This is a genomic window from Dactylosporangium thailandense (genome assembly GCF_059739745.1).
In genome coordinates, this window is the sequence record NZ_AP029195.1 from 8,846,776 (window position 1) to 8,866,823 (window position 20,048).

The 20,048-nt window shown below is 73.7% G+C and carries 15 protein-coding genes and 1 pseudogene; 7 read left to right on the forward strand and 9 right to left on the reverse strand.

Going from position 1 to position 20,048, the window contains the following annotated elements; genetic code table 11:
* Positions 1-55: 55 nt before the first annotated feature.
* Positions 56-1,285: pseudogene (gene thrS / locus AC6JBM_RS39295) on the reverse strand (threonine--tRNA ligase); the annotation flags it as partial.
* Between the two features lie 190 nt (positions 1,286-1,475).
* Between thrS and AC6JBM_RS39300 the strand changes: the two are divergent.
* Both AC6JBM_RS39300 and AC6JBM_RS39305 read left to right on the forward strand, forming a co-directional pair.
* Complete coding sequence (locus AC6JBM_RS39300) at positions 1,476-2,288, forward strand: Fpg/Nei family DNA glycosylase (protein ID WP_497978926.1); 813 nt, start codon at positions 1,476-1,478, stop codon at positions 2,286-2,288.
* Positions 2,261-2,803, forward strand: coding sequence for a 2'-5' RNA ligase family protein (locus AC6JBM_RS39305; RefSeq protein ID WP_497978927.1), 543 nt, complete (start codon positions 2,261-2,263; stop codon positions 2,801-2,803). The genes AC6JBM_RS39300 and AC6JBM_RS39305 overlap by 28 nt, the downstream gene beginning before the upstream one ends.
* A gap of 184 nt (positions 2,804-2,987) precedes the next feature.
* On the opposite strand, the gene AC6JBM_RS39310 is transcribed toward AC6JBM_RS39305, so the two are convergent.
* The gene (locus tag AC6JBM_RS39310) at positions 2,988-4,400 is read right to left on the reverse strand and encodes an NAD(P)H-quinone dehydrogenase (protein ID WP_497978928.1); all 1,413 of its coding nucleotides are present in this window, start codon (positions 4,398-4,400) and stop codon (positions 2,988-2,990) included.
* A gap of 155 nt (positions 4,401-4,555) precedes the next feature.
* Between AC6JBM_RS39310 and AC6JBM_RS39315 the strand changes: the two genes are divergently transcribed.
* On the forward strand, positions 4,556-5,011 hold the full coding sequence (locus AC6JBM_RS39315; RefSeq protein ID WP_344616602.1) for a gamma-glutamylcyclotransferase family protein: 456 nt from the start codon (positions 4,556-4,558) through the stop codon (positions 5,009-5,011).
* Here the strand turns inward: AC6JBM_RS39315 and AC6JBM_RS39320 are convergent.
* The 4 genes from AC6JBM_RS39320 to AC6JBM_RS39335 form a co-directional block, all read right to left on the reverse strand.
* The gene (locus AC6JBM_RS39320; RefSeq protein WP_497978929.1) at positions 5,008-5,922 is read right to left on the reverse strand and encodes a GNAT family N-acetyltransferase; all 915 of its coding nucleotides are present in this window, start codon (positions 5,920-5,922) and stop codon (positions 5,008-5,010) included. The genes AC6JBM_RS39315 and AC6JBM_RS39320 overlap by 4 nt on opposite strands.
* Before the next feature lie 10 nt (positions 5,923-5,932).
* Entirely contained in the window at positions 5,933-6,682 is a 750-nt protein-coding gene (locus tag AC6JBM_RS39325) for an SCO6745 family protein (protein ID WP_497986626.1), read from the reverse strand.
* Between the two features lie 82 nt (positions 6,683-6,764).
* Complete coding sequence (locus tag AC6JBM_RS39330) at positions 6,765-7,610, reverse strand: hypothetical protein (protein WP_497978930.1); 846 nt, start codon at positions 7,608-7,610, stop codon at positions 6,765-6,767.
* Positions 7,611-7,620: 10 nt separating this feature from the next.
* Complete coding sequence (locus AC6JBM_RS39335) at positions 7,621-8,253, reverse strand: MBL fold metallo-hydrolase (RefSeq protein WP_497978931.1); 633 nt, start codon at positions 8,251-8,253, stop codon at positions 7,621-7,623.
* 106 nt (positions 8,254-8,359) lie between these two features.
* Between AC6JBM_RS39335 and AC6JBM_RS39340 the strand changes: the two genes are divergently transcribed.
* The gene (locus AC6JBM_RS39340; RefSeq protein ID WP_497978932.1) at positions 8,360-9,544 is read left to right on the forward strand and encodes a DUF4349 domain-containing protein; all 1,185 of its coding nucleotides are present in this window, start codon (positions 8,360-8,362) and stop codon (positions 9,542-9,544) included.
* A gap of 2,203 nt (positions 9,545-11,747) precedes the next feature.
* Here AC6JBM_RS39340 and AC6JBM_RS39345 read toward each other — a convergent pair.
* Complete coding sequence (locus AC6JBM_RS39345) at positions 11,748-13,106, reverse strand: amidohydrolase (protein WP_497978933.1); 1,359 nt, start codon at positions 13,104-13,106, stop codon at positions 11,748-11,750.
* Positions 13,107-13,837: 731 nt separating this feature from the next.
* Between AC6JBM_RS39345 and AC6JBM_RS39350 the strand changes: the two genes are divergently transcribed.
* Positions 13,838-15,607: a serine/threonine-protein kinase gene (locus AC6JBM_RS39350; RefSeq protein WP_497978934.1), complete on the forward strand. Its 1,770-nt coding sequence runs from the start codon at positions 13,838-13,840 to the stop codon at positions 15,605-15,607.
* A 19-nt stretch (positions 15,608-15,626) separates the two neighbouring features.
* Positions 15,627-17,246 (forward strand): phospho-sugar mutase, encoded by a 1,620-nt coding sequence (locus AC6JBM_RS39355; RefSeq protein WP_497978935.1) that lies wholly within the window; start codon positions 15,627-15,629, stop codon positions 17,244-17,246.
* A 12-nt stretch (positions 17,247-17,258) separates the two neighbouring features.
* On the opposite strand, the gene AC6JBM_RS39360 is transcribed toward AC6JBM_RS39355, so the two are convergent.
* Positions 17,259-18,350 carry a glycoside hydrolase family 26 protein gene (locus tag AC6JBM_RS39360; RefSeq protein ID WP_497978936.1) on the reverse strand — a complete coding sequence of 364 codons (1,092 nt, stop codon included), beginning with the start codon at positions 18,348-18,350 and terminating at the stop codon, positions 17,259-17,261.
* A gap of 90 nt (positions 18,351-18,440) precedes the next feature.
* Entirely contained in the window at positions 18,441-19,082 is a 642-nt protein-coding gene (gene upp, locus AC6JBM_RS39365) for a uracil phosphoribosyltransferase (RefSeq protein ID WP_350611824.1), read from the reverse strand.
* Positions 19,083-19,107: 25 nt separating this feature from the next.
* Here upp and deoC point away from each other — a divergent pair, with 25 nt between their 5' ends.
* Positions 19,108-20,046, forward strand: coding sequence for a deoxyribose-phosphate aldolase (deoC, locus tag AC6JBM_RS39370; RefSeq protein WP_497978937.1), 939 nt, complete (start codon positions 19,108-19,110; stop codon positions 20,044-20,046).
* Positions 20,047-20,048 lie beyond the last annotated feature (2 nt).

Here is a 20,048-nt window from a genome sequence, read left to right on the forward strand (position 1 = left end):
GAACAGGCGGCCAAGGCGAGCACAGCCAGCCCCGCACCCACGAGTCGAAGGACACTCACACGGACACTGACGGCTCCAGTACCGGATCCTGTTTAGGCGGGCGGCACGAAGCCTCGAGCAGTTCCAGCGCCTTGGCCACCGGCAGCGCGGCGACCGAGCCGTCCCGCGAGCGCAGCGAGACGGTGCCCGCGGCCGCCTCGTTCGCCCCGATGACCGCCACGAACGGCACCCGGCGGCGGGCGGCGTCGCGGATGCGGGCGGAGAGGCTGCCGGAGTACGACTCCTCGATGCGCAGCCCGAGCGCCCGGGCGCGCCCGAGGAACCCGCGCACGTCCGCGTCCCCGACGGGCAGGACCTCCAGCTGCACCGGTGCGAACCACGCCGGGAACGCGCCGTCGTGCACCTCGATCAGGTGCGCGAAGAGCCGCTCCATGCTCCCGGCGGCGCTGCGGTGCACCATCACGGGCCGCTTCCGGGCGCCGCCGGCGTCCACGTAGGACAGGTCGAACCGGGCCGGCATGTAGTAGTCGACCTGGACGGTGGCGAGGGTGCTCTCCCGGCCGGCGTGGTCGAGCAGCTGGATGTCGATCTTCGGCCCGTAGAAGGCGGCCTCGCCCGGCCCGTCGACGTAGTCCACGCCCGCGGCCGCGAGCGCCCGGCGCAGCACCGCGGTCCCGCGCTGCCACATGTCCGGGTCGTCGACGTACTTCGGCCCGTCCCCCCGCAGCGACAGCCGCCACGACGACGGCGCGAAGCCGAGCGCCCGGTGCGCCTCCCGCATCACCGACAGCGCCGCGACCACCTCGGCCTCGACCTGGTCCTCGGCGCAGAAGACGTGCCCGTCGTTGAGGGATATCGCGCGTACCCGCGACAGCCCGCCGAGCACCCCGGAGCGCTCGGCGCGGTACTGCCCGCCGATCTCGCCGATGCGCAGGGGCAGCTCGCGGTAGGAGCGCCCGCGCGCGGCGAACACCGCGGCGTGGTGCGGGCACAGGCTCGGGCGCAGCACGAACGCGTTGTCGGCATCGAGCGCCATCGGCGGGAACATGTCGTCGGCGTAGTGCGGCAGATGCCCGGAGCGGTGGTACATCTCGGCCTTGGCCAGCGGCGGGGAGTACACGTGCCGATAGCCGTGCCGGCGCTCCAGGTCGAGCAGGTAGTCCTCGACGGCGCGCCGGGCCGCGGCGCCCCGGGGCAGCCAGAGCGGCAGCCCGGCGCCGACGAGCGGGTCGGAGTGGAACAGCTCGAGCTCGCGGCCGAGCTTGCGGTGGTCCTGCATGACGAACTCCTCGAGACGCGGGGAGCGCCGCCTCGGGCCACAAAAAAGCTCCGGAGCGCGGCGCCCCGGAGCGGAAGGTTGCTGACGTCGATCAGCGCCGCCGGGGAAGGCCCGGCGTCGTCGTGGACAGTGCGCTGCGACTCATGCCGCCGAGAATAGCGCGCCACGCGCGCGACGGTCCGGGTATAAATGCCCGGTGCCCGAAGGTCACACCATCCACCGCCTCGCCGAGCGGCATCGCAAGCTGTTCGCGGGCCGCCCCGTCGCCGTCGGCAGCCCGCAGGGGCGCTTCGCCGCGGACGCGTCGCGGGTCGACGGCCGCGTGTTCGAGGACGCCTCCGCGCACGGCAAGCACCTGTTCCACCACTACGCGAACGGCGAGACGGTGCACGTGCACCTGGGGCTGTACGGCAAGTGCACCGACGGCGACGGCCCGCCGCCCGCGCCCGTGGGCGAGATCCGGATGCGGCTGGCCAACGGCGAGCACTGGCTCGACCTGCGCGGGCCGGCCGCCTGCGAGCTGCTCGACCCCGCGCGGCTGGACGCCCTGCACGCCCGGCTCGGGCCCGACCCGCTCGACGAGGACAGCGACGGCGGCACGGCGTACGACGCCATCCGCGGCTCCGGGCGGCCGCTCATGGCGCTGCTCATGGACCAGTCGATCGTGGCCGGGGCCGGGCTCATCTACGTGACCGAGTCGCTGTTCCGGGCCGGGCTGCCGCCGACCACGCCGGGCACGAGACTGAGCCGCCGCAAGTGGAACGACATCTGGGCGGACCTGCGCACCCTGATGCGCGCGGGCGTGGCCGAGGGGCGCATCGACACCGTCCACAGCGCCCACACGCCGGAGGCGATGGGCCGGGCGCCGCGGGTGGACCGGCACGGCGGGGAGGTGTACGTGTACCGCCGCACCGGCCAGCCGTGTCTCGTGTGCGCCTCGCCCGTGCGCACCGCGGTGCTGAGCGCGCGCAACGCGTACTGGTGCCCGCGCTGCCAGCGGGCGCGCTGATGGTCGCGTCGGTCGAGATGTACCTGGACGAGCGGGCGTCCCGCCGCATCCGGGTGCTCTGGGACCAGCTCGAGGAGCTGGGCGTGCAGTCGCTGCGGACCCCGCACGACGGCCGGCACCGCCCGCACGTGACCCTGTCCGTGGCCCGGCAGCTCGACCCGGAGGCGGTGGCCGCGGCGCTGGCCGGCACCCGGGTCGCGGAGCCGTTGCGGGTCAACTTCCAGTACGCCGGCGTCTTCGTCGGCCGCGTGGTCTTCCTCGGACCGGCCCCGACCCCGGAGCTGGTCGCGCACCAGGCGCGCGTCCACGGCCTGCTCAGCGCGGCGGGCATGGCCTCGCTGCCACTCTACGAGCCCGGCGAGTGGGTGCCGCACTCGACGGTGTCGATGCGGGTGCCCCGGCCGCTGCTCACCGAGGCCCTGCGCCGCTGCCTGGAGTCGCTGCCGATCGAGGCCACGGTGACCCGGGCGGCCGTCGCCGACTACGCCCGGGGCATCTTCCGGGAGATTCCCTAGCGCAGGACTCGGGTCCGCGGGGTGCGGACCGTCGCTGCCGTCAGCGCCTGGTCTGGGTCGGTCTCCGCGAAGCCTCACCGAGCCAGACTGGGCGAACCGCTGGGCGCTGCGCGCCGTCGCTGCCAGGTCCGCGGTCGGTCACCCCGGTCCAAGCGGGCGGTGCTCGGCCGCCCAGGCCCGGGGCTCAGTCCTCGTCGTGCTGCATGAGCTGGCGCGCGGCCTCCGCGATCGAGCCCGAGATCGACGGGTAGATCGTGATCGTGTGGGCCAGCTGGTCGACGCTGAGGTGGTTCTCCACCGCCATCGCGATCGGCATGATCAGCTCGCTGGCCTTCGGGGCGACCACGACGCCGCCGACCACCAGGCCGGAGGCCGGACGGCAGAAGATCTTCACGAAGCCGTCGTCGAGCCCGTCCATCTTGGCCCGGGCGTTGCCGGCCAGGGGCAGCATCACCGCGCGGGCCGGCACCCGGCCGCTGTCGATGTCGGACTGGGTGATGCCGACCGACGCGAGCTCCGGGTCGGTGAACACGTTCGCGGCGACCGTGCGCAGCTTCAGCGGGGCGACCGCCTCGCCGAGCGCGTGCCACATCGCGATCCGGCCCTGCATGGCGGCGACACTCGCGAGGGGCAGCAGCCCGGTGCAGTCGCCGGCCGCGTAGATCCCAGGCACGTTGGTGCGCGAGACCCGGTCGACGGTGACGTATCCGCCCGGCGCGACCTCCACCCCGTATTCCGCGAGGCCCAGCGAGGACGTCTGCGGCACCGAACCCACACACATGAGCACGTGGGAGCCCTCGACGACCCGCCCGTCGGCCAGCTCGACCTCGACCCCGCCGGCGGTGCGGCGGGCGGCCGAGGCGCGGGAGTTGTTGAGGATCGTCATGCCCCGGGTCCGGAAGACCCGCTCGATCGCCATGGCGGCGTCGGGGTCCTCGTGCGGCATGACCCGGTCGCGGCTGGAGACGAGCGTCACATCGACGCCCATGGCCAGATAGGCGGAGGCGAACTCGGCGCCGGTCACACCCGAACCGACCACGATGAGCTTCTCGGGCAGCCGGGGCAGGTCGTACACCTGGCGCCAGTCGAGGATCCGCTCCCCGTCCGGCGCCGCGGACGCCAGCACCCGCGGGGTGGCGCCGGTGGCGAGCAACACCGTGGAGGCGGCGATCACATACGGAGCGTCACCGTCGGCCGGCGTCACCCGAACGGCGTGAGTGTGACCGAGCGTGTCCTCTCCGAGGCGCGCAGTGCCCGTGACGAACTCCACACCGGCCTTGAGGAGCTTGGCGTGGATGTCGCCGGACTGCGCGTGGGCGAGCCGCTTCACCCGCTGGTGCACCGCCGGGCCGTCCACCCGCACGTCGGGCCCCTCGGGGCCGATGACCCCGAACGCCTCCGTGTCCAGGTGCGCGGTGACCACGGACGAGCTGGCGATGAAGGTCTTGCTGGGCACGCAGTCGTGCAGCACGCAGGCGCCCCCGGCGCCCTCGGCCTCGATCACGGTCACCTGGGCGTCCAGCTGCGCGGCGACCAGGGCCGCCTCGTAGCCCGCCGGGCCACCTCCGATGATCACGATCCGGCCCACGCCAGCCACCCCTCCTCGGCTCTTCTGATGCCATTCTCCCCCGCGGGGGCAACGCTGCGTCGCCGGGCTACCCGCTCGGCCCATGGCGCGCCGACGAGTGGATCTGAATCCGACACGCTCAGCAGTATTCTCTCGCGTACCCGGTCGGGTTTATCGTCATCGCCGTGCGTCATTACGCCGCGTATGGCTCGAACCTGGACCCTGCCCGCATGCGGGCCTACTGTCCGTATTCGCCGATGATCGGGACCGGCTGGCTCGAGGGCTGGCGGCTGACCTTCGCCGGGGAGGACGTCCTCGGCTGGGAGGGCTCGGTCACCACGATCGTCGAGTCGCCGGGCGACCGGGTCTTCGTGGCGCTGTACGACGTGCACCCCAACGACGAGAAGCAGCTCGACGAGGTCGAGGGCGCCCTCGCCGGCACGTACCGCAAGCTCCACCTGCGCGTGGCCACCCTCGACGGCGAGGAGACCGCGTGGGTCTACGTGTTCAACGGCTACGAGGGCGGGCTGCCCACCGCGTGGTATCTCGCCGAGATCGCCAACGCCGCCGCGAAGGCGGGGGCCCCGGCCGACTACCTCGAGGCCCTGCGCGCCCGCCCGACGAAGACGGCGATGCCCTAGCGGATGCGCTCGTACATGTCGGCGGCGAAGGCCACGGTCATCCCCGCGTTCGTGTAGAGGTGGTACGCCCCGGTCGGGTTGGTGAGGTCGACACCCAGCCCGGCCGTCGTGCGCCCCTTCGCCGCGTAGATCGCGAAGGCCGCCCGCAACAGCGCGCCGCCGATCCCGGTCCCGCGGTGCCCGCGCAGCACGGCCAGATTCTTCACCCAGCCCTCGCCCCGCTCGACGCCCTGGTCAGCCGACTGCAGCGCGCCGACGATCGCGCCGCCGGCCTCGGCCACGAGCCACTCGTCCCAGCTCACCGACGGCAGCGCGGCCAGGGCGGCCCGCCAGTCCGCGTAGGAGGTGGGCACGAAGTCGGGGGTGTCGGCGAAGGCGGTCTGCAGCACCTCGTGGAAGCGGGGCAGCTCCGCGTCGCGCACGACCCGCACCCCGAACCGGGGGTCGGGCGGCCGCTCCTCGCCGGTCAGCGCGCGGGTCATCCGGGCGTGGCGCTTGCGGAAGGCGAAGCCGCGGGCGGTGAGCGCCTCGACGTAGGCGGTCTCGCCCGGCACCACCCCGGCGCGCACGATCTCGGCGCCGCGCTCGGCCACCCGGGCCAGGGCCAGGTCCAGCAGCGGGCCGAAGGCGGGCCAGCCGTCCGGCGGCGCCGCGTAGACCTCCACGTTGTCGCGCGGGCCGCGTTCGGGATTGTCGACGTACGCCCACGCCAGCGCGGTCCCGTCCGGCCCGAACGCCAGCCAGGAATCGGCGGCCGGGTCCAGGTGCGGCGCGGTGAGGGTCGCGACGACCTCCTCCTCGGTCCAGTCCGGCTCCCCGAGGGACGCGATGTCGCTCGCCCTGGTCACGGACAGGATCGCGGCCACGTCACGCAGCGAACACCCGCGAATCGTCCACCCCGGCAGGTCCATGGGTAGCAACCTAGCTCGGGAGGGCTTCCTTGACCGACTGCACGGCCGCGTCGAGCAGGTTCACCAGTTCGGCGCGCTCGGCCGGTGACAGCGCCCGGAACGCCTCCCCCGCGATCCGGTCGGTCAGCGCCTCGGCCCAGCTGCGGCGGCGCACCAGCGGCTCGAACGGCGGGTAGGGCGGCTGCCAGCCGAACGCGGTCGCCTCGGCCTCGCCGTCCGGGCCGGAGATGATCGCCTCCAGCGGGGTGAGCCCGCTGGCCCGGATCGCCAGCAGGTGGGCCGCCCCACGGTGCTCGCGCAGCAGGTGGGCCAGCACGGCGGCCCGGGCGCCCGGCGAGTCGTCCGGCAGCGGCATGGCGCGCCAGGCGGCGAAGAGGGGCATGCCCGCGGTCTCGGCGCTGACCACCACCCGCTCGGCCAGCTCGACGAGCTTGGGCAGCGCGTAGAAGCTCTCCAGGTGCTCGCGGCCCCAGCGGCAGCACTCGTCGAGGTTGTCGGCGGCGATCTGCTCCGGCGGGGCTACCTTGCGGGCCGCGTCCCAGCCGTCCTGCACCGCCTCGGGCGCGATGAAGCCCAGCGCCGCGGCGACCGTGTCGGCGCGCACCTCGCCCAGGGCGCCGCCGCGTCCGGCCACGTAGAAGGCCCAGCCGGTCAGGCCGATCTGACGGGCGCGGCGCATGGTCTTGGGATCGTCGCTGAAGGCGCCGCCCAGCACCAGCACCGCCTGCTTCGCCGCGGCGGCCGCCTGCTCGGGAGTCATCCCGGTCATTCTGCCTCCCCGCATGGATCACGGTGAAGGCACTCGTTCGGGTACTCACGACGCGCGCGAACGGACGAACGACTCAGCCGAGGTCCGCCAGGGCGTCCTGGGCGATCCTGACCCGCTTCTCGGCCTGCTTGATGGCCTTGTCGGCGGCGGCCACGGCCCGTTCGGCCTCGGCCTTCGCGTTCTCGGCGTCGGCGACCTGCTGCAGGGCGGTCATCAGCTCCCGCCGCGCCTGCCGCACCAGCCGGGCGTGCTCCTCCTCGGCCCGCCGCCGCTCCTCCTCGCGCCGCCGGGCCTCGGCCCGCCGCTCCCGCTCGCTCGCGTCGGGCGCCGAGCGCACCGGCGTGACGGTCGCCGCCGAAGGCTCGTCGGGCGCGGAGCGCGGCGGCGCGGCGGCCGCCGTCGAGGCATCGGGGCCGCCCTGCACGAGCCGCAGGTTGGGGCGCGGGGTCTCCCCGAAGCCGGTGTACTCCAGCGCCTTGGTCAGCCGCCCCGCGCGCACCTCGGCGGCCACGTCGGCGTCGGCCAGCGCGGCGGCGAAGGTCGCCTCCACCTCGGCGACCGGCAGGTTCCCGGCCGAGCCGCGGCCGGCCAGCCTGACCGCCTCGCGGGCCAGGGCCGAGACCGTGCCGCGCCGGCGCACCGAGAGCTCGCGCAGGTCGGCCCCGCGCAGCTCGCGCTGGGCGGCGCGCAGCTCCTCGGCCAGCTCCAGCAGCTCCGCGACGAGGTCGGGGCGCTCGTGGGCGAGCCGGTTCACCAGCCAGGCGGCGACGGTGGGCTTGCGCAGCTTGCCGATCGCCGCGGCCAGGGCGGTGTCGCGGGCGGAGCGGGCCTTGGCGACCTCCTCGCCGCGCAGCGCGATGAAGTCCTCCGGCGGGGCCGAGTACAGCCGGGCCGTGACGGCGGCGAGGGCGTCTGCCATGGCACCAACGCTAGATGGTCGTACCCGGTTCCAGGCGCTCGTAGTGGGTGCCGGACAGGCGCGTCATGTGGCCGGTGACCATCTGCTGGCCGACGTCCACGAGCAGGCTGTCGTGCAGGGCGAAGGCGCGCTCCGGCCCGACCGCCCGGGCGAAGTCGATCGCCTCGGCGAGCTTGAGCCACGGCGCCGAGACGGGCACGAACAGCGTCGCGATCTCCTCGTCGGGCACGTGGAACGAGTCGCCCGGGTGGTAGATCGGGCCGTCCGGGGCGTCGATGGCGAAGCCGAGGTTGACGATCCGCGGGATGTCGGGGTGGATGACCGCGTGCCGGCCGCCGTGCGCGCGCACGGTCATCCCGGCCGCGACGAAGATGTCGCCCGGGTTGACCGCGAAGACGTCGGCGTCGAGGTCGGTCAGCTGCGCCTCGACGTCGGGATGGGTGTGCACGGTCAGCGCGGGCTGGTGGGCCGCGGCGGCGCGCAGCTTGTCCAGGTCCACGTGGTCCATGTGCTCGTGGGTGATGAGCACCGCGTCGGCGCCGTCGAGGGCCTCCGCTTCGCTGAACACCCCCGGGTCGATCACCAGCACCCCGCCGCTGTGCTCGAGGCGGAGGCAGGCGTGCGTGTACTTCGTGATGCGCATCCGGTGACCCTCTCGTGGCAGAACTGTGACCCGCACGGGTGGAACGCGCCCGCCCCGCCCCGCGTCGGACCGGCGCAACCCCACAGGACCCTACCCAGGAGGCGTCATGTCAGTCAGGCGCACGACCGTGTTCCTCGCGGCGGCCGCCGGCGCGTTGGTCCTCGCCCTGAGCGGGTGCGGCTCCGATGCGAGCGACGCACCGGCCACCAGCAGCAACAAGGACGCGGCGGGGCCCGCGGCGGCGCCCCAGCAGGAGGGCGCCGCGGGTGCGGGCGGGAAGGCCGACCAAGGCCAGAGCCAGCAGAAGGCCCCGGACAACCTCGACACCACCGACCGCTCGATCATCTACGCGGGCACCATGACGATCGAGGTCAAGGACGTCAACGCCGCCGCCGCGCAGGCGATCGCGTTCGCCACCGGCGCGGGCGGGTTCGTCGGCGGCGACAACCGGCGCATCGACGGGCAGAGCTCGACCGCCACCATCACCCTGCGGGTGCCGGCCGAGAAGTTCCAGGCCACGCTCGACCAGCTCAAGAGCATCGGGGACGAGAAGAGCCGGCAGGTGTCCGCGCAGGACGTGACCGATCAGGTCGTCGACGTGGAGTCGCGGATCACCACCGCCCAGGCCAGCGTCGAGCGCATCCGGGCGCTGCTGGCCAGGGCGCAGACGATCGCCGAGATCACGACCCTGGAGTCGGAGCTGTCCCGGCGCGAGTCCGACCTCGAGTCGCTGCAGTCCCGCAAGCGCAAGCTGGCCGGGCTGACCTCGCTGTCGACCATCACGCTGGTGTTGCAGGGCCCGGAGGCGCCCGCGGTGTCCGAAGAGGACACCGGCATCCTGGTCGGGCTGCGCCACGGCTGGGACGCGTTCACGGCGTCGCTGCGGGTGGCACTGACGATCTTCGGGTGGCTGCTGCCCTGGCTGCTCTTCCTCGGCCTGCCGATCTGGCTGGTCGTCTGGCTCACCAGGCGCTACCGCCGCACGCACCCGCCGGCACTGCGGGCCCCGGTGCCCGTGCCGGCCGTCGCGGCGCCTATGTATCCGCACCCTCATCCGGCGCCGCCGATGCCGCCGGCTCCGCGTCCGACCTCACCGGCCCCGGCCCCGGCTCCGGCCCCCGCGAAACCGGCTCCGGCCCCCGCGGCCGCAAAACCGGCTCCGGCTCCGGCTCCCGTGGCCGCGAAACCGGCTCCGGCGCCCGCGGCGGACGAGCCGGCTCCGCAACCCGCGCCGCCGGTTGTGCCGGCACCGCGGGACGACGCGGAGCCAGATCCGCCGCGAGCGCACTGACCACCGCACCGAACTCCGGCCGCAGCTGGTAGCCGGAATGGCCGTCGACCTTGGGGAACACCGTGTCGCCGGGCGGGACCGCGAAGCCCGGCGGATCGACGAGGCGCACGTCGCGCGCCGTCGGCGACTCCACCGGCCCGCCGATGGGGTCGGTGTCCCGCCACAGGTTGACCCAACGGGGGGTGTGCTCGCCCGGCCCGGTCGCCCCGGGCCGGGCGAGCACCGCGCCGACCTGCTCCAGGACGTCGTCGCTGAGGTAGGCGGGGAAGAACCGGGCGTACAGCCGGCGCAACGGCGAACCGTAGGTCAGCAGGGCCGTGCGCGCCCGCGCCTCGGGCGGCATCTGCAGCACCGTCGCGGCCGCGAGCACGCTGCCCTGGCTGTGCCCGGAGAGGATCACGCCGCCCTGCTCGGCGGCGAGCCAGGCGCCCCGCTGGGCCAGCTCCGGCACCACGCGCTCGGCGTAGCAGGGCGGCGCGAGCGGGTGGGCGGCGCGGGGCCAGAAGGTGCCCAGGTCCCACAGCACGCCGACGATCCGGCGGAAGCGCTGGTAACGGTAGGCGAGCACGCCGATGAGCACGAGCGCGAGCGCGGACAGGCCGATGAGGTAGGTGCCGAGGTTGACCGCGAAGGAGATCACCTCGGCCCCGGCCGAGCCGGACGGGAACAGGCTGATCGGGCGCCGCGCGGCGATCGCGAAGCCCGTCGCGGCCACGGCCGCCGTCGCCGCCGGGATGAACACCCACACGAGCATCCGTCCGATGTGGTCGGTCACGCGCGCGTCGGCCACGGCCCGGTCGATCTGCCGGGCCCGGTCCGCGTCCCGCTCGCGCCCGCCGTCGAAGTCGGCGTCGGTGACCGCCCGGGCGTCCCTGCGCAGCCGCCGCACCAGCGGAAGCCCACCGGCCAGGGCCACCACGACGGTGAGCCCGAGCAGCAGCACGAACCCGGCCGCGGCCCACTCGTAGGCGGGCGGCGGCTGCAGCGGCTGCCAGGCGGCGTAGTCGGCCGACGACGGGCGGGAGCGGCGGTCGAGGAAGTCCGCGGCCCGGTAGGCCAGGCCGGCCGAGAACGCGACCGCGACGCCGAGCCCGGCGCTGGCGATGAGCGGCCCGGCGAGGCCCTGCAGGAACGTCCCGCGCGGGCGGCTGGCCAGCACCACGGCGCCGAGCACGATCATGAGCAGGACCTGCGCCGCGAACAGCCCGGTGATGGTGCCCCCGAGCACCGGCAGCCGGCCGCCGGCCGTCCACGGGTCGCGGGGCAGCAGCGCGTAGCCGAGCACGAGCACGGTCAGGGCGACGGCGGCGTGGCTCAGCAGCCGGGTGCCCGGCGTCGCCCACGGGGCCGGGTTGTCGCGGTCGACCACGGCCCGCACGGCCACCGCGAGCACGCACAGCACGAGCACGAGGCCGGTCAGCGCGGCGAGCGCGAGGCCGGGGCCGGGCCAGCCGTGCGGCAGGAGGTTGCCCAGCAGGATCGCGTCCAGCGTGGCGAACGCGAACGCGATGTGCAGGGAGCGGAGCCGGCCGACGAGCGGCTTGCCGTTCCAGAAGCACGGGTGGGCCAGCCCGTCGCCGTCGCCCTCGGTCTGGGCGGGGAAGGCCTCGTACCGCGCCCACGTCCGCCGCCCCAGGAACCACAGGAGCGCGATGGCGAGCACGGGCCCGAGCGCGGCGAGCGCCAGGCGGCGGCTCGGGGTGGCGAAGAACCCGTCGGCGAAGAGCGCCAGATAGCCGCGGCCCCGCAGGCAGCGCGGCAGACTCGCGCACTGCCAGCCCACGAGGTCGACGGCGACCTCGACGAACGACAGCACGAAGGAGGCGGTCATCGACAGCGCGTAGACGCGCACCAGGGCCCGGATCGCGGCCCGGGGGCCCGGCCGGGTCGCCGGGCGCAGCCACAGCGCGACGTTGGCGAACATGAACGGCAGCAACAGCAGCCAGAGCGCCCGGGCGGCGGCGCCGGCGGTCAGGTTGCCCCAGCGGTAGGCCTCCAGCGTGGCGCCCCCGGGCCCGGTGACGGCGCCGTATTCGGCCCGCGGGCGGAAGAAGCCCGCGTCGGTGTCCCCGGCGACCCGGCGCAGCAGGGGCCGGTCCAGCACGTCCTCGGCCGGGGAGCCGGTGACGCCGTGCACGCGCAGCTCGGTGACCACGTCTGGTGTGGTACCAGACGTGGACGACCTTCGCTGTCCGAAACCTTGCTAGAACGCCCCGGCGCTCAGTGCCGCGAGCGCGGTGTGGACCATGATCCGCACGCCGTGGCCGATCGCCCGCTCGTCGACGTCGAACGCGGACTGGTGGATGTCGAACTTCGCCTCCGAGCCCGGGATGCCGGTGCCGAGCCGGATCATCGAGCCGGGGATGTTCTCCAGGTAGAACGCGAAGTCCTCGCCGCCCATGCTGATCTCGGCCTCGACCACGCGGTCCGGCCCGAGCGCCGCGCCGGCCGCGCCCGCGATGATCGCGGTGGCGATCCGGTCGTTGACCACGGGCGGGACGCCGCGGGTGTACGTCACCTCGACGTCGGCCCCGGTCGGCGCGATGACGTCGTGGACGAGCTTGGTGACCAGCTCCGGCACTTCCTGCCAGGCCTCGCGGCTGAGCACCCGGATCGTGCCCCGGGCCATGCCCTCGATCGGGATGGCGTTGGCGGCCTCGCCGGCCCGCACCGCGCCCCACACCATCGAGACCCCGGCCCGCGCGTCGAGCTTGCGGTCCAGCAGCGACGGCACGTCGACGAGGATGCGGCCGAGGGCGTGCACCAGGTCGGCGGTCAGGTGCGGGCGGGCGGTGTGCCCGCCGCGGCCGGTCAGCCGGACCTCGATCTTGTCCGCGGCCGCGGTGAACGGGCCGGAGCGCACGCCGACCAGGCCGACGGGCAGGTGGGGCGCGCAGTGCAGCGCGAAGATGGCCGCGACGTCCTTGAGCGCGCCGGCCGCGATGACCTCGGGGGCGCCGGACGGCATGGTCTCCTCGGCCGGCTGGAACAGCAGCCGGACCCGGCCGGGCAGCTCGCCGCGCTCGGCCAGCTGGGCCAGGGCCAGGCCGACGCCGAGCAGGACCGTCGTGTGCACGTCGTGGCCGCAGGCGTGGCAGACGTTGTCGACGGTCGAGCGGTAGGGCACGTCCTTGGTGTCCGGCAGCGGCAGCGCGTCGAGGTCGGCCCGCAGCGCGATGACGCGGTCACCGTGGCCGATGTCGCACATGACGCCGTTGCCCTTGGGCAGCAGGCGCGGCGACAGGCCGGCCCGGGTCAGCTCGCGGGCGACGAGCGCGGCCGTCTCGAACTCCTGGCCGGACAGCTCGGGGTGCGCGTGGATGTGACGCCGGATCGCTACCAGCTCGGCCCCCCGCGAGGCGAGCCAGCGATCGAGCTGTCCGGGCAGTGGATCGGCCCCGGGTGGGGTCTCGGGCCAGCCATCGGACAGACGCTCGGCCCTCGACGACGTCAACTTGCCGACCGGGCGCGCCGCAGCGGCGGCTTCGGTCAACGTCAGCGCTCTCGTCACGGTGAGTTCTCTATTTCGGTCTAATGGAGCGGCCCGCCCCATGCGTGCCATGGACAGACTAACCGGGTGAAGGTGACGCAGCGCAACATCATTCTCGTGATGCCGGAATAGCTGAGCGTCACTTAACCGCAGCTAAAGGCGCGAAACTGCAGGCGTCACCTCATCTCCTCTAACGCGCGACCGCCGTCGCGGTCACGCGGTGTCGCGATAAGTTTTCGCACTAGTTCCGCGACCTGCGTCGCCACGGTTCAACACACAGTGACGGAAGACGTCGCAGGGTGGCACGGACCACAGGACCGGCGACGCACCCCTCGTCCGTCTATCGGCAGGCGAGATCGAGAATCCAGCAAAGCCGAGTCGCCGATGTTCCCGAATGGTTTCCGTCTCCTGCGTAGACGCTCCATCCGTCTGTCCAGGTTCCCCGGATGAACGCTTTCAATCCTGCGACCGTCCGCAGGGCGACATGATCGGCACGGTCGGTTGTCCGCGGGTCACGGTACGGTGAAGGAGCGGACCCCACCTTTCTTCGACGGGCGAGAGCAAGCAAGATAGTGGGGCGAGAAGTCAACCTTCCCCCTCCCCATGACGGTTAACTGCCTGTGACTCAGCTTCCGACGTGGCATGGCGAGCCCCTGCCACCCACCGGTGCTCTGGCCTCGGCCGGAGCCGGGCGCGAACCTGCGCACGGCTCCGACTCCCCCTCCAACGGACCCGCCCGCGAAGCGCGCGAGCCGGGCTCCACCGCGCCCCCGGTTCCGGGGCAGCGCGCCGCGCCCGGAGTCGTGATCGGCGGGCGCTACGCCCTGCGCACCGCCATCGGACACGGCGGCATGGGCACCGTCTGGCGCGCGAGCGACACGCTGCTGCGCCGTGACGTGGCGGTCAAGGAGGTGATCCTCCCGCCGGGCCTCGCCCCGAGCGACCGCGACTCGATGTATCAGCGGACCCTGCGTGAGGCCCGCGCCGCCGCCGCGCTGTCGCATCCGTCGGTCGTGCAGGTGTACGACGTGGTGACCGAGGCCGGCCGCCCGTGGATCGTCATGGAGCTGCTCCAGGCGCGCAGCCTCGCCGAGATGATCGTCGAGGACGGCCCGCTCGCGGCCCGGGCGGTCGCCAAGATCGGCATCGCGCTGCTCGGCGCGCTCGAGGTGGCCCACGCCGCCGGGGTGCTGCACCGCGACGTGAAGCCGGCCAACGTGCTCATCTGCGGCGACGGCCGCTGCGTGCTCACCGACTTCGGCGTGGCCCGCATGCCCACCGACAGCGAGCTCACGACGCCCGGCATGGTGCTGGGCTCGCCGCATTTCATCTCGCCCGAGCGCGCCATCGGGGCCAAGTTCGGGCCCCCGAGCGACCTGTTCTCGCTCGGCGTGACGCTGTACACGGCCGTCGAGGGCCGCCCGCCGTTCGACAAGCGCGACCCGTTCGAGACGATGCGGGCCGTCGTGGAGGAGCCGCCGGCGCAGTCGATGCGCGCCGGGCCGCTGGCCGGGGTGCTCTACGGGCTGCTGGAGAAGGACCCGGCCCGCCGCTGGAACGTGGAGACGGCCCGCGCCGTGCTGCGCGACCTGCTCGCCGGCCCGCTGGCCAGCAACGCGCCGGCGCACATGACCGACCCCTACGCGGTGGTCCGCCCGGCCCACCAGCCCACGATGGTCCACCCGCAGCAGCCGACCGGCCAGATCGGCGGGCGGGCGATGATGGCCCCCGGCGAGACGGTCAGCGGCGCGATGCGGCGGATGCACTCCGGCGCACCCGCCCCGAGCGGGGCCCCGCACGACGCCGAGCTGGAGCGCACCGGGGCCGACGCCTACAACGCGTATGCGCCCGAATACGCCCAGGACGACTGGGCCCAGGGCCCGACCACGGCCACCCCGCCCAGCCCCGGCACGACCTTCGGCGGCGGCGCCGGCCTGGTGGCGAAGGTCAAGGCGCTGCCGACCCTGGCCAAGGCCGGGATCGCGGCCGGGCTGGCGCTCGTGCTCTTCCTCGGCATCGGGGCCGCGGCCGGGCTGTTCTCCGGCGACGACGGCGGCAAGAACGGGCTGCCCAACGCGGGCGGCTCCAGCGCCCCGGCCGGGCCGGCGTTCGATGTGGAGCCGTTCACCCACCCGGGCGGCATCACGGTCAGCGTGCCCAAGGGCTGGAAGGTCACCAAGCTGGGCACGGCCGCCGCGCCGTATTTCGACATCACCGACCCGGCCGACGCCAACCGGCGCATCCGGGTCAACATCGACAAGACGTCGGCCGCCCCGCGCGCCTTCCTGGAGTCGGCCGAGAGCCGGCTCAAGTCCACGCCGGGCAGCTGCGAGAGCCCGTATGCGCGGGTCGACCTCACCGACGCCAAGCTCGACGGGCAGGCGTCGGCGGTGCTGGAGTACACCTGCGGCTCCGGCGACCACCTGCGCCACGCCCTCTGGGACGCCGTCGTGGCCAACGGCAAGGCGTACCACTTCTTCGTGACCGTCCCCGACGCCCGGTTCGCCGAGAGCAAGGCGATCTTCGACGCGATGGTCAGTTCCTTCAAGCTGACGCCGCCGACCGGCGGCTGACGCGTGTTATGAAAGGCAGATGACCGCATCCCTCCGCTCCGCGGCTGAAGCCTGGCTCGCCGACGATCCCGATCCGGCGAGCCAGGACGAGCTGCGGGCCGTGCTCGACGACGAGACCGAGCTGGCGGACCGGTTCGCCGGCCCGTTGCGCTTCGGCACCGCGGGCCTGCGCGGGCCGCTGCGGGCCGGGCCCAACGGGATGAACCTCGCGGTCGTGCGCGGCGCCGCGGCCGGGCTGGTGCGCTGGCTCGCCGCCCAGGCCGCCGGGCCCGACGACCGGCCGCTGGTCATCGGCTACGACGCCCGGCACGGCTCGCACGCCTTCGCCGTCGAGACCGCCCGGGTCGCGACCGGTGCCGGGCGCCGGGCGCTGCTCATGCCCCGGCCCCTGCCGACCCCGCTGCTCGCCTTCGCCGTGCGCCGCCACGATGCCGTGGCGGGGGTGATGGTCACCGCGAGCCACAACCCGCCGCAGGACAACGGCTACAAGGTGTACCTCCACGACGGAGCCCAGCTCGTCCCGCCCGCCGACGCCGGGATCGAACGCGCGATCCGCGAGGTCGGTCCGCTGGGCGACGTGCCGCTCGGCCCGCCCGGCGAGGTGCTCGGCGAGCAGATCGTGCGCGAATACGTCGACGCCGCGGTCGGGGTGATCGACCCGGAGGTGCCGCGGGACCTGGCCGTGGCCTACACCCCCATGCACGGCGTCGGCCGCGAGGTCTTCGAGGCCACGCTCGCCGCGGCCGGCTACCCGGCCCCGTCCGTCGTCGCCGAGCAGGCCGAGCCCGACCCCGACTTCCCGACCGTGGCCTTCCCCAACCCGGAGGAGCCCGGCGCCTCCGACCTGCTGCTGGCGCTCGCCGCGCGGGAGGGCGCCGACATCGCCATCGCCAACGACCCCGACGCCGACCGGTGCGCGGTCGCCTTCCGCAGCGGCGAGGTGTGGCGGCAGCTGCGCGGCGACGAGGTCGGGGTGCTGCTCGCCGACCATCTCATGCGCCGCGGGGTGCACGGCCGCTACGCGACCACCATCGTCTCCTCCAGCCTGCTGTCCCGCATGTGCGCGGACCGGGGGCTGCCCTACGGCGAGACGCTGACCGGCTTCAAGTGGATCGTGCGGGCCGGCGACAACGGAGCCGATCTGGTCTACGGCTACGAGGAGGCGCTCGGCTACTGCGTCGCCCCCGGGCTGGTGCGCGACAAGGACGGCATCACCGCCGCCCTGCTGGTCTGCGAGCTCGCCGCCGGGCTCAAGGCGGAGCTGCGCACGCTCGGCGACCGGCTGGACGAGCTGGCGCTGCGCCACGGGGTGCACGCCACCGACCAGCTCTCGGTGCGCGTCGAGGACCTCGCCGAGATCACGGAGATGATGGCCACCATCCGCTCCCGCCCGCCGGCCGAGCTGCTCGACGAGCCGGTGAACTCGATCGAGGACCGGCTGCCCGAGTCCGACGTGCTCATCCTGCGGGCCGGAACCACCCGGGTCGTGGTCCGGCCGTCCGGGACCGAGCCGAAGCTGAAGGCCTATCTCGAGGTCGTCGAGCCCGTCGCCGGCGGCGACATCGCCGGGGCCCGGGAGCGGGCCGCCGCATCCCTCGTCGCCCTGCGCACGCAGACGGCGGAGGCGCTTGGGCTCTAGCGACCGCTCGGCCTAGAGCGTGACCGAGAAGACCTGCGACTCGGCCAGCTTGCGGAACTCGCTCAGCGCGGGCTGGGACGAGTCCGGGCGCGTGTCGCCCTTCGGCGCGTTCGGCGAGTCGAAGTAGACCAGCGCCCGGATTGCCGGGAACCTCCCGATCTGCTGGGCGACGGTCGAGAAGATCCAGGCCTTCTGGGCCGGGTCGGCGGTGTGCTCGTAGACGCCCCACTCCGCGACCATGAGCGGCTTGCTGCCGTGCGTCTTCGTCACCCAGGAGTAGAAGCCGGGCCAGACCGCCGGATTCGACGTGTGGTTGACCAGGTGCGAGAAGTCGCCGTAGCCGTAGCCGCCGGGCTTGGCGAACAGGTACGGGTCCATGCCGATCCAGTCCACGACGTCGTCGCCCGGGTACAGGTCGGCGAACCAGTCCTTCTCGCACCACGGCTGGTAGGCCATGTAGACGAGCACGAAGACCACGTTGCGCACCCCGTCGGCGCGCAGCCGCTGCACGGTGTGGCGGAACATCGCGGCATAGTCGCGGGCCGTCATCCCGCCGCCCGAGCGCACGTCGTTCTCGGGCTCGTGGTGCAGCGCCAGGAACATGGTCCCCGGAAACGCCCGGAACCGCGCGGCCGCCTTGTCGATGCGCGCGTCCTCGTCGCCGGCGGCCACGTTCGCCCAGGTCGTGTCCCAGGCGACCTTCCAGTTGGCGAACAGGATGCGTTTTCTCGGCTGCTGTACCGCGGCGATCTCGTCGGCGGTCGGGAAGACCTCGTCGCCGCGGTGGTACGAGTGCAGAATGTCGGCCGGGCGGCCCGTCGTGCTCTCGAAGTTGCGCAGGGCCTGGCCGGACGAGAGGTCCGTGAACGCGCCGGGCGCGACGCCCCACAGCAGCCCGCAACTCGGCACGAGCTTGGCGTCGACGACACAGCGGCGCTGCTTGTTCTCGGCCGTGGGCGTCGTGCGGGCCTGGAGCCCTTGGCGGGCTTCGGCCTCGCGCAACCCCGCCACCGGCTCCCGCAGCGTCGCCGAGGCGATCGCGCCGGAGCCGGCGAGGGCCAGCAGGATCGTGGCCGCGAGCAGGAGCTTCTTCCGGTATTTCATCGCGGGCAACCGTAAGGCCGGACCCGTTCACCCGTTCAAGGGCTCGGCCGCCGTAATCCCTCGTTACGGCGACCTTTCTTAAGCAATTCTTTAAGAATCGCCGAAGCGCGGCATGCCGCCGAACTGCCGGTCGCCCGCGTCGCCCAGGCCCGGGACGATGAACTTGTGCTCGTTGAGCCGCTCGTCGATCGCCGCGGTGACCAGGCGCATCGGCAGCCCGGAGTTGGCCAGGCGCTCGATGCCGGCCGGCGCCGCGAGCACGCACAGCACCGTGATGTCGGTCGCACCGCGGTCGACCAGCAGCCGCACGCAGTGCTCCAGGGAGCCGCCGGTGGCCAGCATCGGGTCGAGGACCAGCACCGGGATGCCGGACAGGTCGCGGGGCAGTGACTCCATGTAGGCGCGTGGCTCGAACGTGTGCTCGTCGCGCGCCAGCCCCACGAACCCCATGGACGACTCCGGCAGCAGCGCCAGCGCGGCGTCGGACATGCCCAGCCCGGCCCGCAGCACCGGCACGAGCAGCGGCGGGTTGGCCAGGCGGGTGCCCTCGGTCGTCGCGACCGGCGTCTTGACCGGGAACTGCTCGGTGGCGAACGAGCGGGCCGCCTCGTACACGAGCATCGTCGTGAGCTCGTGCAGCGCGGCCCGGAACGAGCCGTTGTCGGTGCGCTCGTCGCGCATCGCGGTCAGCCGCGACTTGGCCAGGGGGTGATCCACCACGAGTACGTCCACGATGCGAGAGCCTAGTATTTTCCCCATGAGCCTCACCGCCGAGGTCACGCCGCGTTCACAAGGCGCGCTGCGGACCTTCCTGCACGGCCTGCCGGGAGTCGACCAGGTCGGCGCCGAGCAACGCGCCGCGATGCTGGGCACCCGATCGATCAAGACCACGGCCAAGGCCCAGGCGCTCGACCTGGCGATCCGGATGGTCGACCTCACCACGCTGGAGGGCTCGGACACGCCGGGCAAGGTGCGCGCCCTGTGCGCCAAGGCGGTGCGCCCCGACCCGGCCGACGCGAGCTGCCCGAGCGCCGCCGCCATCTGCGTGTACCCCGCCATGATCGCCACCGCCGCGGAGGCCCTGCGCGGCTCGAAGGTCCACCTGGCCAGCGTCGCCACGGCGTTCCCCTCCGGCCAGGCCCCGCTCGCGGTCAAGCTGGCCGACACCCGGGCCGCGGTCGCCGACGGGGCCGACGAGATCGACATGGTGATCTCCCGCGGCGCGTTCCTGTCCGGCCGCTACGCCGAGGTCCACGACGAGATCGCGGCGGTCAAGGAGGCCTGCGGGGACGCCCACCTCAAGGTCATCCTCGAGACCGGGGAGCTGGCCACCCTCGACAACGTGCGGCGCGCCTCCTGGCTGGCGATGCTGGCCGGCGCCGACTTCATCAAGACCTCCACCGGCAAGGTGCAGCCCGCCGCGACCATGCCGGTGACGCTGGTCATGCTCGAGGCGGTGCGCGACTTCCGGGCCGAGACCGGGCGGGTCATCGGCGTCAAGCCGGCCGGGGGCATCCGGACCGCCAAGGACGCGATCAAGTACCTCGTGATGGTCAACGAGACCGCCGGGCCCGACTGGCTCGACCCCGACCTGTTCCGCTTCGGCGCCTCCACGCTGCTCAACGACCTGCTCATGCAGCGCACCAAGCTCGCCACCGGCCACTACAGCGGCCCCGACTACTTCACCCTGGACTAGCG

Excerpts from the sequence above, each read along its gene's own strand:
- AC6JBM_RS39320 (WP_497978929.1), bottom strand. The coding sequence starts at position 5,922 with ATGGACCTGCCGGGGTGGACGATTCGCGGGTGTTCGCTGCGTGACGTG.
- AC6JBM_RS39325 (WP_497986626.1), bottom strand. The coding sequence starts at position 6,682 with ATGACTCCCGAGCAGGCGGCCGCCGCGGCGAAGCAGGCGGTGCTGGTG.
- AC6JBM_RS39330 (WP_497978930.1), bottom strand. The coding sequence starts at position 7,610 with ATGGCAGACGCCCTCGCCGCCGTCACGGCCCGGCTGTACTCGGCCCCG.
- AC6JBM_RS39335 (WP_497978931.1), bottom strand. The coding sequence starts at position 8,253 with ATGCGCATCACGAAGTACACGCACGCCTGCCTCCGCCTCGAGCACAGC.
- AC6JBM_RS39340 (WP_497978932.1), top strand. The coding sequence starts at position 8,360 with ATGTCAGTCAGGCGCACGACCGTGTTCCTCGCGGCGGCCGCCGGCGCG.
- AC6JBM_RS39345 (WP_497978933.1), bottom strand. The coding sequence starts at position 13,106 with ATGGCACGCATGGGGCGGGCCGCTCCATTAGACCGAAATAGAGAACTC.
- AC6JBM_RS39355 (WP_497978935.1), top strand. The coding sequence starts at position 15,627 with ATGACCGCATCCCTCCGCTCCGCGGCTGAAGCCTGGCTCGCCGACGAT.
- AC6JBM_RS39360 (WP_497978936.1), bottom strand. The coding sequence starts at position 18,350 with ATGAAATACCGGAAGAAGCTCCTGCTCGCGGCCACGATCCTGCTGGCC.
- deoC (WP_497978937.1), top strand. The coding sequence starts at position 19,108 with ATGAGCCTCACCGCCGAGGTCACGCCGCGTTCACAAGGCGCGCTGCGG.